The 15275-nt window shown below is 51.1% G+C and carries 13 protein-coding genes, 1 other RNA gene and 2 pseudogenes; 9 read left to right on the top strand and 7 right to left on the bottom strand.

All coding sequences use genetic code 11. The annotated features are described in order from the left end of the window. Positions 1-388: 388 nt before the first annotated feature. Both BZG13_RS15305 and BZG13_RS10695 read right to left on the bottom strand, forming a co-directional pair. Positions 389-541, bottom strand: coding sequence for a hypothetical protein (locus BZG13_RS15305; RefSeq protein WP_158074888.1), 153 nt, complete (start codon positions 539-541; stop codon positions 389-391). Positions 542-623: 82 nt separating this feature from the next. Continuing rightward, positions 624-1688, bottom strand: coding sequence for a PLP-dependent cysteine synthase family protein (locus tag BZG13_RS10695; RefSeq protein WP_108743886.1), 1065 nt, complete (start codon positions 1686-1688; stop codon positions 624-626). 130 nt (positions 1689-1818) lie between these two features. On the opposite strand from BZG13_RS10695, the gene BZG13_RS10690 reads away from it, so the two are divergent. From BZG13_RS10690 to BZG13_RS10680, 3 genes are read left to right on the top strand one after another with little or no spacing between them, the layout of a single operon-like run. Beyond that, positions 1819-2286: an Lrp/AsnC family transcriptional regulator gene (locus BZG13_RS10690; protein WP_069361355.1), complete on the top strand. Its 468-nt coding sequence runs from the start codon at positions 1819-1821 to the stop codon at positions 2284-2286. Between the two features lie 42 nt (positions 2287-2328). Further along, positions 2329-4089, top strand: coding sequence for an ABC transporter transmembrane domain-containing protein (locus BZG13_RS10685; protein ID WP_077486607.1), 1761 nt, complete (start codon positions 2329-2331; stop codon positions 4087-4089). Then, complete coding sequence (locus tag BZG13_RS10680) at positions 4082-5842, top strand: ABC transporter transmembrane domain-containing protein (RefSeq protein WP_077486606.1); 1761 nt, start codon at positions 4082-4084, stop codon at positions 5840-5842. Before BZG13_RS10685 ends, BZG13_RS10680 begins: the two co-directional genes overlap by 8 nt. Before the next feature lie 102 nt (positions 5843-5944). On the opposite strand, the gene tesB is transcribed toward BZG13_RS10680, so the two are convergent. Then, on the bottom strand, positions 5945-6808 hold the full coding sequence (gene tesB, locus BZG13_RS10675; protein WP_077456739.1) for an acyl-CoA thioesterase II: 864 nt from the start codon (positions 6806-6808) through the stop codon (positions 5945-5947). 99 nt (positions 6809-6907) lie between these two features. On the opposite strand from tesB, the gene BZG13_RS10670 reads away from it, so the two are divergent. The 3 genes from BZG13_RS10670 (at position 6908) to ffs (ending at position 8316) form a co-directional block, all read left to right on the top strand. Beyond that, on the top strand, positions 6908-7327 hold the full coding sequence (locus tag BZG13_RS10670) for a YbaY family lipoprotein (RefSeq protein WP_069361358.1): 420 nt from the start codon (positions 6908-6910) through the stop codon (positions 7325-7327). Between the two features lie 39 nt (positions 7328-7366). Beyond that, positions 7367-8098, top strand: coding sequence for a hypothetical protein (locus BZG13_RS10665; RefSeq protein WP_077486605.1), 732 nt, complete (start codon positions 7367-7369; stop codon positions 8096-8098). Between the two features lie 121 nt (positions 8099-8219). Continuing rightward, positions 8220-8316, top strand: an RNA gene (gene ffs, locus BZG13_RS10660) — signal recognition particle sRNA small type. Between the two features lie 188 nt (positions 8317-8504). On the opposite strand, the gene BZG13_RS10655 is transcribed toward ffs, so the two are convergent. The 4 genes and pseudogenes from BZG13_RS10655 to BZG13_RS15650 form a co-directional block, all read right to left on the bottom strand. Then, positions 8505-8981: a Dps family protein gene (locus tag BZG13_RS10655; RefSeq protein WP_077486604.1), complete on the bottom strand. Its 477-nt coding sequence runs from the start codon at positions 8979-8981 to the stop codon at positions 8505-8507. Between the two features lie 156 nt (positions 8982-9137). Next, a complete protein-coding gene (locus tag BZG13_RS10650) occupies positions 9138-10529 on the bottom strand; it encodes an HD-GYP domain-containing protein (protein WP_077486603.1) in 1392 nt (463 codons plus the stop codon). Between the two features lie 54 nt (positions 10530-10583). After that, positions 10584-10955: pseudogene (locus BZG13_RS15655) on the bottom strand (methyl-accepting chemotaxis protein); the annotation flags it as partial. Positions 10956-11111: 156 nt separating this feature from the next. Further along, positions 11112-11879: pseudogene (locus BZG13_RS15650) on the bottom strand (PAS domain-containing protein); the annotation flags it as partial. 419 nt (positions 11880-12298) lie between these two features. Here BZG13_RS15650 and BZG13_RS10640 point away from each other — a divergent pair. Genes BZG13_RS10640 through cydB form a run of 3 tightly spaced genes read left to right on the top strand, consistent with a single transcriptional unit; the run spans position 12299 to position 15219 of the window. Then, positions 12299-12862: a GbsR/MarR family transcriptional regulator gene (locus BZG13_RS10640; RefSeq protein ID WP_046073610.1), complete on the top strand. Its 564-nt coding sequence runs from the start codon at positions 12299-12301 to the stop codon at positions 12860-12862. An 18-nt stretch (positions 12863-12880) separates the two neighbouring features. Next, positions 12881-14224: a cytochrome ubiquinol oxidase subunit I gene (locus BZG13_RS10635; RefSeq protein WP_077456641.1), complete on the top strand. Its 1344-nt coding sequence runs from the start codon at positions 12881-12883 to the stop codon at positions 14222-14224. Further along, entirely contained in the window at positions 14221-15219 is a 999-nt protein-coding gene (gene cydB, locus BZG13_RS10630) for a cytochrome d ubiquinol oxidase subunit II (RefSeq protein ID WP_069361366.1), read from the top strand. The genes BZG13_RS10635 and cydB overlap by 4 nt, the downstream gene beginning before the upstream one ends. The last annotated feature ends 56 nt before the right edge of the window (positions 15220-15275 follow it).

Genomic DNA, 15275 nt, shown 5'->3' with positions numbered 1-15275 from the left:
GCATTGTGCTGGCGCTTATACCGACCTACGCCTGGTTTCTATATCGGTGGTGCCATCGGCGACGATTGCTCGTTCCCACGCTCCTGCGTGGGAATGCATACAATGACAAAATTTATACATTGATGGTGCCATTGGCGTAGGTGACACAAGCTCCAGCACGATGATGGGTATGTGCACATTGTCAACGGGCGCCAGTTGCACTGCGCCTGTTACGATTGGCGCCAATTTTGACCCCCGATGTCGGATGGCACGCGGCCCATATCGTGATAATGATTGGCATTGTGCTGGCGCTTATACCGACCTACGCCTGGTTTCTATATCGGTGGTGCCATCGGCGACGATTGCTCGTTCCCACGCTCCTGCGTGGGAATGCATACAATGACAAAATTTATACATTGATGGTGCCATTGGCGACGATGACACAAGCCCCAGCACCATGATGGATACGTGCAAATTGCCAACGGGCGCCTGTCACAATCGGTGCCAAATTTACCACCAATGTCGGATGGCGCGCGGCCCATATCGTGATAATGATTGGCATTGTGCTGGCGCTTATGCCGATCTACGCCTGATCTATATATTAACGCGCCTGTTTATCCAACGTCTGTATAGACGATGGCGCGTTACCCCAACACCGTCTGCAAATCATGGGTCGCTTGGTCGAGATCCCCAATGTGCTCGCGTACCCAATCAGGGTTGTAATAGGTGTCTAGGTAGCGCTCGCCGCTGTCACATAGTAAGGTGACAATAGAGCCTTTCTCACCGTTGGCGCGCATTTCATTCGCCAGCATCAAGACGCCGTACAGGTTAGTACCCGTGGACGCACCGGCTTTGCGGCCAAGCTGGCTTTCTAGCCAGTGAATGGTGGCGATACTGTGAGTGTCCGGCACTGTGGTCATTCTATCAATCACGCCGGGAATAAAGCTGGGCTCGACACGTGGCCGTCCAATCCCTTCAATCCGACTGCTCTCATCCGTCGTTAAGTTTTTATCGCCGGTGAGGAAGTAATCGTGAAACACCGAGTGCTCAGCATCGGCCACCATCAGCTGAGTCGGTTGGCAACGATAACGAATGTAGCGGCCAATGGTCGCTGAGGTGCCGCCAGTGCCTGGGCTCATCACAATCCAGCGAGGGATCGGGAAGCGCTCGTACTGCATTTGATCAAATATGCGGTTGGCGATGTTGTTATTGCTACGCCAGTCGGTCGCGCGCTCGGCATAGGTAAATTGGTCCATGTAATGGCCATTGAGCTCCTTAGCAAGGCGGCGAGACTCGGCATAGATCTGGTCTGACCGCTCGACAAAGTGCGCTTCACCGCCATAAAAACGGATTTGCTCAATCTTCTTACACGCGGTGTTTTTGGGCACTACGGCAATAAAACGTAAACCAAGCAGACGGGCAAAATACGCTTCAGAAATGGCAGTACTGCCTGATGAGCTCTCAATAATGGTGGTGTGCTCATCAATCCAACCATTACATAAGCCGTACAAAAACAAAGAACGCGCCAAGCGGTGCTTCAAGCTACCGGTCGGGTGGGTGCTCTCGTCTTTCAGATAGATATCAATGTCTGTAAAGCTAGGGAGATCGAGCTTAATTAAATGGGTATCTGCAGAGCGTTTAAAGTCGGCTTCAATCAGGCGAATCGCGTTACCGACCCAAGTATGGCAAGGATGTGGGGTTGTCATCATGCGTCTCCGAATGCGTAATTAGCACCAGTTTACGCAAAGCATGGGATAAAAACCTTGCTATTTTTGCTCTATAATGCCTACATAAGAGAAAAATAAACTCCCAAGTAATGATTAATGGAAATAATTTTTCATGACTATCACTTTAGATGAGATAGATCGCACTTTACTCGCGGCGCTGCAGGAAGATGCCAACTGGTCTGTGTCCGCGCTGGCCGAACGGGTAAATTTAACCACCACCCCCTGTTGGAAGCGGCTGAAACGGCTGGAATCACAAGGGGTGATCCGCGGGCGGGTGGCATTGCTTGACCCCGAAACGGTTGGCCTAGCCTTTACCGCCTTCGTCCACATCAAAACCAATGATCACAGTGAGCAGTGGTACAAAACCTTTACGGAAGTGGTAACCGAGTTCCCTGAGGTGATGGAATTCTACCGCATGGCAGGCGAGTATGATTACATGATGAAGGTGCAGGTGGCTGATATGACTCGATTTGATCATTTTTATAAAAAGCTGGTCAATTCTGTGCCGAGTCTGAATAATGTGACATCAACATTCGCCATGGAAGCGCTTAAGTACACCACCGCCTTACCGATCCGATAGGTCGTTGTGATGATAAAAAGGCGGGGATAAAAAGGAGACCTCATGAAGGTGTTTTGGCAGTTAGGCTGGTTTTTTAAACGTGAATGGCGTCGTTATCTCGGCGCCATGATTATTTTGGTATTTGTCTCTGTCTTCGAGCTGATCCCGCCGATGGCCGTGGGCCATGTGGTTGATGGCGTGGTCGCGGGCGAGATTTCCACTGAGCTACTGATGTGGCTACTGGCAGGCATGCTGGCCATTTGGGTAGTGGTATATCTGCTACGCATTGTGTGGCGAGTGTGGCTATTTGGTGCCGCGGCTGAGCTGGGTACTGTGCTGCGCAACCGGCTTTATGATCATTTTACTCGCCAATCCCCACATTTTTTCCGTCGCTATCCGAGTGGCGATATCATGGCGCGTTCTACCAATGATGTGAAAGCGGTGGTGATGACGGCCGGTGAAGGGGTTCTGACCGCTGGGGATTCTATTATCACAGGCGTCGCCGTGCTCATTGTGATGGTGAGCCAAATTAGCTGGCAGCTCACACTCTTAGCCCTGTTACCGATGCCGGTAATGGCAGTACTGGTTAATCGCTTTGGTCGCCGTTTGCACCATACCTTTACTGAATCGCAAGCGGCGTTTTCTGAGCTGTCAGAGGTGAGTCAGTCCTCACTGTCGGCGGTGCGTATGGTACGTGCATTCGGCTTAGAGCAGCACCAGATGAATCAGTTTAATCAAGTTGCCGATCGTACCGGGGAGAAAAACCTCGCGGTGGCACGGGTTGATGCGCTGTTTTCGCCGGTGATCCAAGGCACCATTGGCGCTTCGTTTTTCCTAACCGTGTCTGGCGGCGGCTACATGGTCGCCACTGGTGATATTTCGCTTGGGGATCTTACCGCATTTACCTTGTATCAAGGCTTGATGATTTGGCCGATGCTCGCGGTGGCGTGGCTGTTTAATATCATTGAGCGTGGGCGTGCGGCTTGGACGCGGATTGATGCGTTGCTGCAAGAGCAGCCAGACATTGTTGGTGGTGACACGCCGCTGCCAGACACCATGCAGCCGTTGACGCTGGCGATTGAGCAGTTTCAGTGGCAACCGGACGACAGTTTTGCCCTTAAAGATATCCATGTGACGCTTCCGCCTGGAGCCATGTTGGGGATTGCCGGCCCAGTCGGCAGTGGCAAATCAACCTTATTGCAATTGCTGCTTCATCTGACCCAGCTTGAAAAGGGCGATATTCGCTATGGTGATGTGTCGATAGCGGAGGCTGATTTGTCGTCATGGCGACAACGTTTCGCGGTGATGACGCAAACGCCGTTTTTGTTTTCTCGCTCGATTGCGGAAAACATCGCCCTGGGCCGTCCGGATGCAACCCAAGCGGAAATCGAACAGGCGGCGACACTTGCCTGCATCGACGAAGACATCCGTCAGCTGCCGCACGGGTATGAAACTGCGGTGGGTGAAAAAGGGATCACTCTATCTGGCGGTCAAAAGCAGCGTATTTCCATTGCCCGCGCCTTGTTGGTGGAAGCGGAGTGTTTGATTTTGGATGATGCCTTGTCGGCGGTTGATGGTGACACCGAGCACCGCATTTTGCAGAACCTGCAACAGCATCAGCATACCCGTACCACGATTGTGATAGCCCACCGCTTATCGGCACTCGAAAACGCCGATGAAATTGTGGTGCTCAGTCATGGGCAAATCCGAGAGCGTGGCCAACATCGCCAATTGATTCAACAGCCAGGATGGTATCAAGAAATGCACCAATATCAGCAGCTGGAAGCGGCATTGGAAGCCGATGAGGAGCCGCGCCATGACTAAGCGAGAGATCTTATTTCGATTGCTAGGCTACATGCGCCGCGACAGGCGTCAATTTGTGATTGCCACGGTTTTCTTGCTGGTGGCGGCGGTGGCGGAAGTCACTGGCCCTTATTTGGTGCAAATCTTTCTCGATAACTATGTCGCCAAAGACCATTATCCGGCGGTGATCATGTGGGCACTGGCAGTCGGTTATATCGTATCGACCATTGTCTCCGCCAGCTTTCAGTATCAGTACGAGCTGCGTTTTAACACCATGGCGGTGGCCATCATTCAACGCATTCGTAAAGCGGTGTTCGCCAACGTGATTAAACAGCCTCTGTCAGCGTTTGATTATGTGCCAATGGGGCGGATTGTATCGCGTTTGACCAATGACACCGAGTCGTTGAAAGAGCTGTATGTGTCGGTGCTTTCAACCTTTTTGCGCAACATCGCACTGATTGGGGTGATGCTGGTGGCGATGCTAATGCTCAGTGTGCAACTGACAATGGTGGTGCTGGTATTACTGCCGTGTGTGGTGTTGGTGATGGCGCGCTATCAAAAACGCTCAGCGCCTGCGTATCGTCGAGCGCGAGATCGGCTAGCAGACATCAACGGGGTGATGAACGAATCTGTGCTTGGCATGAATTTGATCCAGCTAATGCAGCAAGAGCGGGCGTTCTCCTCGCGATTCAGTGATATGACCGCGGATCACTTGGATGCCATGGTCACCATTCAGCGCCTTAACGGGATCTATCTCCGTCCTTTGATTGATTTATTGGCAGGGGCCGCGTTGCTGTCTTTGGTGGCTATCTTCGGTTTTAGCGGCACGGCAGTGATTGGGGTTGGGGTGCTGTACGCCTTTTTAAGCTACTTGGGGCGGATCACCGAGCCATTGATTGAAATGATGCAGCAACTGTCACTGCTTCAGCAGGCTATCTCGGCCGGTGAGCGGCTTTTCGAAATGATGGATACGCCGCCTGAGCAATATGGTCATGACAGTACACCGATTCCTGACGGTGCCATTGCACTGCGTGATATATCCTTCTCTTATGATGGCGAAACGCCGGTATTGTCAGAGGTGAATGTCAATGTACCTGCTGGCGGATTTCTGGCACTGGTGGGCCATACAGGCAGCGGTAAATCAACCTTGGCGTCGCTACTGATGGGGTTTTATCGCGCAGGCGAGGGAACGCTGACGCTGGGAGGGTTACCGATCGAAAGCTTGAGTCATCAAAGCTTGCGTGAGGGCGTTGCCATGGTGCAACAAGACCCACACATGTTGACGGGGAGTTTGCGAGAAAACATCGCGCTGGGACAGACGCTGGACGATGAAAAAATTTGGCATGCACTCGAGCAAGTGGCGTTGGCAGATTACGTGAAAGGATTGCCAGCGGGGCTGGATACCTTACTTGGTGAGGGCGGAATGACCTTTTCTGCCGGTCAGCGCCAGCTGTTAGCTCTGGCGCGGGTGTTGGTGCGTCAGCCTAAAATTCTGATCCTTGATGAAGCCACCGCCAATATTGATTCCGGCACCGAAGAGCTTGTGCAACAAGCGCTGAACAGGTTACGCCAACAGATGACAGTGGTGGTGATTGCGCACCGCTTATCGACCATTGCCGAGGCCGATAACATCCTCGTCTTGCATCGTGGCCGCGTGATTGAGCAAGGGCGTCATCAAAGCCTGCTGCGTCAGCAAGGCCGCTACTGGCAGATGTATCAACTCCAGCAAGCCAGCGCGCATTTAGCTGCATTAGAGGAAGAGGCGCAGGTGTAGCGGCTCAGTCATGAGTGAAGCAATCAAAAAGGGGCGCAATGCCCCTTTTTAAAGCCCTTTTTTTGTGCTGCTCAGACTCGCTCACGCTCGAGACGTTGATGGTTAGGAGAGTTTACGCATCAAGCCTTCTTGGGTGGCTGAGGCGATAAGATCGCCTTGCTGATTGAAAAGTTCGCCGCGTACAAAGCCACGCGCGCCACTGGCGGAGGGGCTTTCAATCGCAAACAACAGCCACTCATCCATTCTAAACGGGCGGTGGAACCACATAGAGTGATCAATGGTGGCCACTTTCATGCCCGGCGTAAGCAGCGTCACTGCATGAGGCTGCAGCGCCGTGACCAAAAAGCCCCAATCGGCGGCATAGCCGAGTAAATACTGATGGACATGAAAATCGTCCCCCACTTCGCCATTGGCGCGGATCCACAGATATTGCTTAGCGGGCGCGGCGTGGGGCTTGAGTGGGTTGATCACCGTGGCTGGTCGCACTTCAATCGGCTTGTCGCCCCCAAACGCTTTTACCACATTTGGCGGTAGCTTGTGGGCAATATCATTGACAAGCGATTGCTCAGAGCGCAAGGTCTCGGGCGCTGGCACGTCTGCTGGCATGGTGTTTTGATGCTCAAAGCTTTCTTCCTCCTCTTGATAAGAGGCAGTGAGATAGAAAATCGGTTTTCCGTACTGGACGGCTTTTATTCGCCGGGTACTGAAACTTTTTCCGTCTCTAAGTATCTCAACATCGTAGATGATCGGCTGCTCAGGGTCGCCTGGGCGCAGAAAATAACTGTGGAATGAATGCAAAAAGCGATCGGGCTCTACGGAGGTTTTCGCGGCAGACAACGCTTGTCCAATCACTTGCCCGCCATACACTTGGGGCAGTCCAAGGTTTTCACTCTGGCCGCGGTAAAGGCCGGTGTCTAATCGCTCAAGCTGCAGCAGTTGTAAGAGTTCTTTTAGTGGTTGGCTCATAAGTCCTTGATTCATGCTATGCTTCCATTGTTATTGTTCAAGCTATCATAACCTTAGTGTTTTTGCCGCATTTGAACGTGCTTCAGTGAGGATTCTTTAATGAAGAAACTAACGTTTCTATTGTTCGCCTTATTCACTGCTTTGGTGTTTACTGCTTGTTCTGGAAATAGCCAACCTAATGATTTAGCGACTGTTTCTGGCAGTTTGGTGTATCGCGAACGCCTTGCGTTGCCGGAAAATGCCAGTGTGACGGTGCGGCTGGTAGAAATCAAAAATATGGATGCCCCAGGCAAAGTAATCAGTCGCCAGTCTTTTGTGACAGAAGGGCAGCAAACGCCTTTGCATTTTTCCCTCAACTACGATCCGGGCCAAATCACGGCGACGCACGATTATGTGATCACCGCCCAGATCGATGTGAGTGATCGGCCTCTATTTATTACCAATACGGTCAATAAAGTGATCACGGATACGAATCACACCTATGATCCAACGCTAACACTGGTGCGCGCGGGGCATTGATCGCTACACTGATAAGAGATACCCGCACAAGGAGTGTGCATGCGAATCTCACTGTTTCTCTGGCCCGTGTTGGTGCTGACGGTTATCGCTGTCGCGGGGATTAGCGCCACGTTTTCCCTGAATAGTCTAGCGATTGCCGCGTCTGCTTTATTCTTTTTCTATCCAGATAAAGTCGCGAGTTGGTGCCTAGCGCTAGCGATGGCGATTTTTGCCTTTACCTTGCCACATCTCCCTGCGCTGTTAGCCGCGAGCACGCTATTGCTTTTGCCGGCTTTGTCTCTCTGGTTCAATCCCGACCGACACCCACACGTCAAGCTATTACTCGGTGCGGTGATGGTAGCCATGTTTGCGGGGATGATGGCTTTGCAATCTGAAGCGAAATTGGGTGGCTCACCGACTACGCTCGCGCTGCAAACGCTAGCACTCATGGGGTTATGGCTAGCGATCAGATATTGGCCAGGTTACCAGCCGCCTCATCGCGGGGCCTGGTTGTTACTGCCTATATTAGTGGCGGTGAGTGGCTGGCCTGCGGCGCTATGGACTGCGGCTGTGGTGATGGTTGTTTGGTTGTTACATTGGGTGGGGTTCACACCGCAATTTGCTCGTTCTCGTCACCTTGCCTTGCATCTTATCCCGAGTATGCCGTTTTTGGTGATTACGTGGCTTACTCCTGGACAACTCACGCTGTCGCTATTGGTCGCGTGGGCCACCATGCTTGCGGCGATTTGGGTTGGTGAGTATTTGCTATTGGAAGAGCCGGACGATCAATAGAAAATTGCCTAGAAGATAAACAGTTAACGAATGAGGTCATGAATCCTCCTTGCATTGCATCCAGCCTTGCCACATAATGCCCCGCAGTTAAGCAAGCTTAACGACATATCGATGGAGGCCTCCTTGGTTCTCCCGCAACACTATCTTGTGTACTGGGTCAGGTCCGGAAGGAAGCAGCCCGCGCTTGGGACGTGTGTGCCGGGATGTAGCTGGGGAGGTCTCCGCCCTTTCTGCTCCCCTAAAATTCAATTTCTCGTTACAACTCATGCTTCTCGAGCAATATATGGTGCCGCCTTGGTTAGGGCTTTTACGTCCGTATTACTCACTCATTGAATGAGATTGTAGGTTGTTTAGGCATAAAAATAGCCCGACAAAGCGGGCTATTTTTACGTTATCGAACAGGTGATCAGTTGAGGTAAGCGTTAAGCATCCACATCAGTTTTTCTTGTTCGCGGATGTAATCGCTCATCAGTGCAGATGTCCCTTCGTCACCCGCATCTCCGGCAAGATTCATGATGTCGCGCTGAAGGCCAATCAGAACGCTAAAGCCTTCAACCAGCGCACGGACACCAGCTTGACCATTTGCTTCGGGTGCATGCTCTTTAATTTCACTGACCTTCAGGTACTCGCTGAAGCGATGCTCGGCGGTGCCACCGATGGTGAGAATGCGCTCAGCGACTTCATCAATCTTGGTTTGAAGATCGGTATAAATCTCTTCAAATTTGGTATGCAACTCGAAAAAGTCGTTGCCTTTGATGTTCCAGTGAAAACCACGCACATTGGTGTATAGCACTTGGTAGTTCGCTAATAGCGTATCCAAACGCGCGCCTAGATCTTCGGCTTTGCTGCTGTCTAGTCCAATCAATGCTGCTTGCTTACTCATTTAATGCCTCCTTAGTGGCAAATCAATGTGTTCGACCCTTCGCTTTATCGCGAGTGCCAAGCACTGGAAACGGTTCGTTCCAAACGATGTGGATAGAGTAACTACCCGATATAAAGAAAGAAAATGGAGTTAACCTATATACACGATAGGTGTGACCTATGATGTGATCGAGGTATCGTCATGAACAATAAAATGCTCCGGCAGGCGCTCGAGGCCAGCCATTAGCGCTTGTAAACATTGCGCGTCGATGGCTGTGCCTGTCTCTTCTTTCATGATAGAGAGGGCTTTGTTCATCGGAATCGGGCCACGATAGGGGCGCTCGGCAGTGATGGCATCGAAAATATCAGCGGTGGTAATAATGCGAGTGAGCAAAGAGATCTCATCGCTTTTGATCCCCTCTGGGTACCCAGTACCGTCAAGTTTTTCGTGATGGGCACTGGCGAAGTTGGCAAGGTGTTCAAATTGGTGAATGTTAGCCAGAATGGTTTTACTCAGTGCGGCATGGCGTTTAACATGCTCCCATTCCTCGTCATCCAATTTTCTCGGTTTATCAAGCACATCATTGCTTACGCCGAGCTTGCCAATATCGTGCAGTAATGCGCCACGCTTTAGCCATTTTTTTTCCTGTTCACTGATACCAAGCTCATCAGCAATTAAGCTGGCGTAAACGGCCACGCGCTCGCTGTGACCGGAGGTGAAAGGGCTTTTGGCATCAACAATGCGCCCGAAAGCCGCTGCAATGTCATCCAAGTAGTCATCATCGACCGGAATACTTGTGTCAGCCGGCGTCATCGACAGCACGTCTTTTTTTAACGCGGGGCTGTCCAGTTGCTGCCAAAACTGCGGCTCGCGCGCTATCTGTAAAAAGGTATCGACCAGCGTTGGATCAAACCAGGTGCCGCGGCGGTTTTTTAGCTCGCGAAGTGCGGCGTCGACACCGGACTCGGTTCGAAAGACATCAATGACTTGCGTCATCAATGCGATGCGCGAAAACAAGGGGATCTGATCGGCCTTTAACTGATCAGGACGCCCACCACCATCATAGTGTTCATCCAGCGCATAGATGGCTTGAGCAACGGTTTCACTAAAACGTAAATCGCGTGCGACATCGGCACCACGGGTACATCGCGTTTCGATCAGCTCTTGCGCATACATGTCACCGTTGCGGATGATATCGAGTGTGGTCGAGAGTTTTTGCATGAAGCCGCGTTTGACCCCAGTATTTTTTAACACAAAGTTAAGTACGCTGGACAAGCTACCGTCCACTACCTTGTAGCTTTGTTTAAACGCTAAATCATTGGTGAGGTAAAGCTCACAGATCCGTGCCGCATTGCTGCTGCAGCCCGCATCTTTTAGCAGCAGAGTATAGAAAAGATCATGACGTTGTTGATCATCGAGCGCTAAGGCGTCAGCGAGTTTCATTCCTAACCACGTGCAGCGCATACAATGTTCGGGAGGTTGCCCCTCCGTCATATCCAACGCGGTACTTAACGCCAGAATAAGCTCCGATAATTGCAACTGTGTCGCGCTGCTGGCCTGGGTGTGCATCGTATTTCCTTATCCTTTGTACTCATCGCGACCGAATGGCAATGAGATCGACGGTTATTGTGTCAGCCGGCGAACGGTAGCGGACACTTCTTCCGCGCCGGCATGAATGTCACTCATCACAGTGTCGGCAGCGGTGACTTTTTCTTGTCCTATGGTCGATTGCTCGGTCACTCTTTCCATTGCCTCACTCACGCCTTTGATCAGTTGTTGGTTTTCATCGACAACATCGGCAATTTCGGTGGTCGAGTGACTAGTGCGTTGCGACAGGCCGCGTACTTCATCGGCGACCACGGCAAAGCCTCGCCCTTGGTCGCCCGCGCGTGCGGCTTCTATTGCCGCATTTAGCGCTAGAAGGTTCGTTTGCTCTGCGATTTGCTTAATGGTGGTGACGATGTTTTCGATACTTTGTGCGTGCTCACTCAATTGTGCGACTTGATTGGTGGCCTCGACGGCCTGATCGTTCACACTCTGCGACAGCTTGACGGCCTCTTGTAACAAGGCACTGCCGTTTTCACTGTGGCGGAGTGTTTGTTCGGAAGAGGCTTGCGCGAGTTCTGCCGCCTGATTGACCGCTTGATTTCGTTTCACCGTATCGGTGATGGCGGTGGCGAACTTGATCACGCGACGCACGTTTCCCTCCGCATCAAAAACGGGATTATAGGTGGCTTCTAACCAGACTTCGTTACCATACTTATCGCGGCGCAAATATTGCCCAGAAGTGAATTGTCCGCGTGCTAAATTCGCCCAAAAATCAGGGTTCTCATCGTAAAAGTCCTGATCACAGAACATACGGTGATGTTGGCCTTTGATCTCGTGGTCTTGATAGCCCACTGCAGCGAGAAAGTTATCGTTGGCACGAATTATGGTGCCATCGGGCTCGAATTCAATCACCGCCAATGAGCGGTTAATCGCTGCTAATATAGCCTCTTGTCGGCGGGCGTCTTGATACTGTTGCGTCACATCAGTGGCTACTTTGCGAATGCTAATCACTTTGCCGTTGGCATCTTTAATGGGGACATAGGTCGCTTCCATCCAAATCTCGGCGCCGGATTGATGTCGCCGACGAAACACCCCTTTTTGTGCCTTTCCTTGTAAGAGCGATTGCCAAAACTGCTGGTAACTTGGGGCTTGACTGGTCTCGTCAAAGCACACCACACGGTGATGTTGGCCGATGACTTGATCGGCGGTGTAGCCGATAATATTGAGCAGCTTGTCATTCACATCGGTAATAATGCCATCAGGTGTAAAGGTGATTGTGGCAATATGTGCTTTGATAGCATTGAGCTCTGCTTGGAGCGCGGCTTTTTCTGCTCGGCAGGTGTCCAGCTCTCGCTGCGTCTTTTTGAACATGACAGCAAACTTCCTTTTGTTCAGGTATTAATTATTGGTGCGCCATGTCGAATCGTTATAAGTTCGCGCACGCTGAGGAGTATAGCGCCTAGCGATGTCTCGCATGTGACATTGTCCCCAAATATATCGTGGTTTCCAGTATAAAAAACCATTTCTGTTGAGAGACTCGATGTTTATAAACCTCTCAATTGTGTATCTGTTTGTGTGTTTCCCTTTCTTTTCCGTCTGTGAATACGTAATCTGTGTGACTTCGATCATGTTTAATCATAGCCGACTGTAACGTATCCATAACCTCTCCTTACGTTTGCTTACAACTTCGCTTTTCTATTTTCAATAATTTCTGAAATTTCCAAATTTTCATTGATCCCCCGCAAAGAAACTCCGTATTATTTCTCAAAGGCACTGCGAGGGAGATCAAGATGGAGCTGTCACAAGAACTACGTAATGTGGTGATGCACTTTGGTGAAATGGGAAGTCGTTGGGGCTTTAACCGTTCGGTGGGCGAAATGCTGGCACTGATTGTTTTGAGTGAGCATCCACTGAGCGCAGACGACATTGTGTCGGCACTCAACATTTCTCGTGGCAATGTCAGTATGGCAACCAAAGAGCTGCAAGGCTGGCACTTGATCCGTTCGCAGCGCACCCCTGGAGATAGAAAGGACTACTTTGTGCCGAATGGCACTATCTGGGAATTGGCGCAGCAAGTTCTCGCCGAAAGGAAGAAGCGAGAAGTCGACCCTACCTTATCTATGCTGCGCTCACACTTTATGCGGAGTGAAGACGACGCAGAGAGTCACTCGGTTAAACAGTTGCACGAAATCCACGATCTCCTAGAGCTGTTTAACCACTGGTTTGACGATGTGCAGCAAATGAAACCTGAACATCTAAAAAACTTGATGAAGCTGGGTAGCAGTGTCGGCAAGCTTCTTGAGCTATCCGGCAAGCTGTTTCACAGCAAGTCCAACGAAGAATCGGGTAGTTAACCTCCTGAGGGTAATGTCATGTTAGATACATTAATGTTGTCGCGGATCCAATTTGCGGCCAACATCAGCTTTCACATCCTGTTTCCCACCATCACAATCGCGCTTGGGTGGATGCTGGTGTTTTTCAAGTTCCGGCACAACCGTACCGGTGAGCAAATCTGGTTGGATACCTACTACTTCTGGGTAAAAGTGTTCGCGCTCACGTTTGCGCTAGGGGTGGTGTCTGGGATCACCATGAGTTTCCAGTTCGGCACCAATTGGCCTGGCTTTATGGAAAAGGTCGGTAATATTGCCGGTCCACTGTTGGGCTATGAGGTGATGACCGCCTTTTTTATGGAGGCGACCTTCCTTGGCATTATGCTGTTTGGTAAAAATCGTGTCCCGAACTGGGTGCACACATTAGCGACGCTGCTGGTGGCGATTGGTACCACTATTTCTGCGTTCTGGATTTTGGTGCTGAACAGCTGGATGCATACGCCAACCGGTTTTGAAATTATCGATGGTGTGGTGCATCCAACCAGTTGGTTCGAGGTGATTTTTAATCCGTCGATGCCGTATCGTTTAAGCCATATGTTGCTGGCGTCTGGCCTGACGGCTTCTTTCTTGATCGCCGGTATTTCCGCCTACCAGAAGTTGAAGTCGCCTAAATCAGGTGTGGCAGATAAACCATTAAAAGTGGGGATCACGGCTGCCGCCATCCTTATTCCGTTGCAAATTTTTGTCGGTGATATGCACGGCCTCAATACCCTTGAGCATCAGCCACAGAAAATTGCGGCCATGGAAGGGGTCTGGGAAACCGAGCAAGGTGCGCCTTTGCTGCTGTTTGCGGTACCCAATGAAGAAACCCGTTCCAACGACTTTGAAGTTGGGATCCCGAATCTAGCGAGCTTGATTTTGACCCACCAACTCGACGGCGAGATTAAAGGGTTGGAAAGCTTTGACTATCATCCGCCGGTGAAGCCGTTGTTCTTTGGTTTCCGAGTCATGGTCGGCGTCGGTGTGCTGATGTTGGCGGTTAGCTGGTTCACCGCGTATCGCGTGTGGCGTAACCAGCCCATGCCCAAATGGCACTTAATCGGCTTGGTGGCGATGACCTTCTCAGGCTGGGTCGCTACGCTTTCTGGCTGGTATGTGACGGAGATTGGTCGTCAGCCTTGGTTGGTACAGGGTGTGCTTAAAACCGCCGATGCCGTCACGCCAGTCGCCAGCTCGAATGTGGGTATTAGCTTAACCATTTACCTGACGCTCTACGCGGTGCTAATGGTGGCGTATATCCGCACCTTGTTCTTTTTGGCGAAAAAACGCCTGCCTGAATACCAATCAGACAATCACGCTCAGCCTGAGAAAGAGGTATCCGCATGAGTATAACGCCGTATTTACCTGAAATTTATCTATTGCTATTTGGTTTTTCGGTCTTTATGTATGCCGTGCTTGACGGCTATGACCTCGGCGTCGGTATGCTGTTACCGCGCTGCAATCAGGCACAGCGTGACCGTATGATTGCGTCGATTGGCCCTTTTTGGGATGCCAACGAAACCTGGCTGGTGTTGGCGGTAGGCTTGCTGTTGATTGCCTTCCCCGCGGCACATAGCATGATTTTGACCGAGTTATATTTGCCTACTTCCGTGATGTTGGCGGGGCTTATCTTGCGTGGTGTCTCATTTGATTTTCGTGCCAAGGTGAGGCCAGAGCGTAAAGACCTCTGGGACCGCTGCTTTAAAGCGGGCTCCTTTATTGCGTCGATGACGCAAGGCTACATGATTGGTCGTTATGTGTTGGCCTTTGATGAGAGCACAGGATCATATTTGTTTGCGCTATTAAGCGGCCTTTGTGTGACCGCGGCGTACATCTATATTGGCGGTACCTGGCTGGTAATGAAAACCGAGGGCGATTTACAAAAACGGGCGGCGAAATGGTCACGTCGTGGCGGCTGGCTGGCGGCATTGGGGGTGTTAGCCATCAGTGTCGTTAACCCTTTAGTCAGTGAGACAGTGGCGGAGCGTTGGTTTGGCTTCCCGGAAATTTTATTACTCGCGCCCGTTCCATTGGTTTGTCTTGCCATCATGCTGCTTGTTGATCGCTACCTACGCCACGTACCGGTCGAAAACGATGTGGGATACCAGTTCCCGTTCATTGGTGCGATTTTCCTATTCGCATTGAGTTTCTTTGGTCTCGCGTATAGCTTTTTCCCCGATATCATTCCCGGGGTAATGACAGCGAAAGAAGCGGCCAGCGCGCCGGGGACCTTGTTGATTGTGGGCTATGGTGCCATGTTTGTCTTGCCGATGATCTTTTTATATACCCTGTTTGTGTATCGTGTCTTCTCTGGGAAAGCGACTGAGCTAAACTACGAGTAACCGACCCTAAATAGCAAACGAGGCGCTCAGGCTTTTTGACAGGCCTGAGCGCTTTT

It is taken from the genome of Salinivibrio sp. ML323 (assembly GCF_001995745.1).
GTDB classification, from domain to species: Bacteria; Pseudomonadota; Gammaproteobacteria; order Enterobacterales; family Vibrionaceae; genus Salinivibrio; species Salinivibrio kushneri.
The sequence above is the reverse complement of the archived record's forward strand: the minus strand, read 5'-3'. Positions and strand labels throughout refer to the sequence as shown.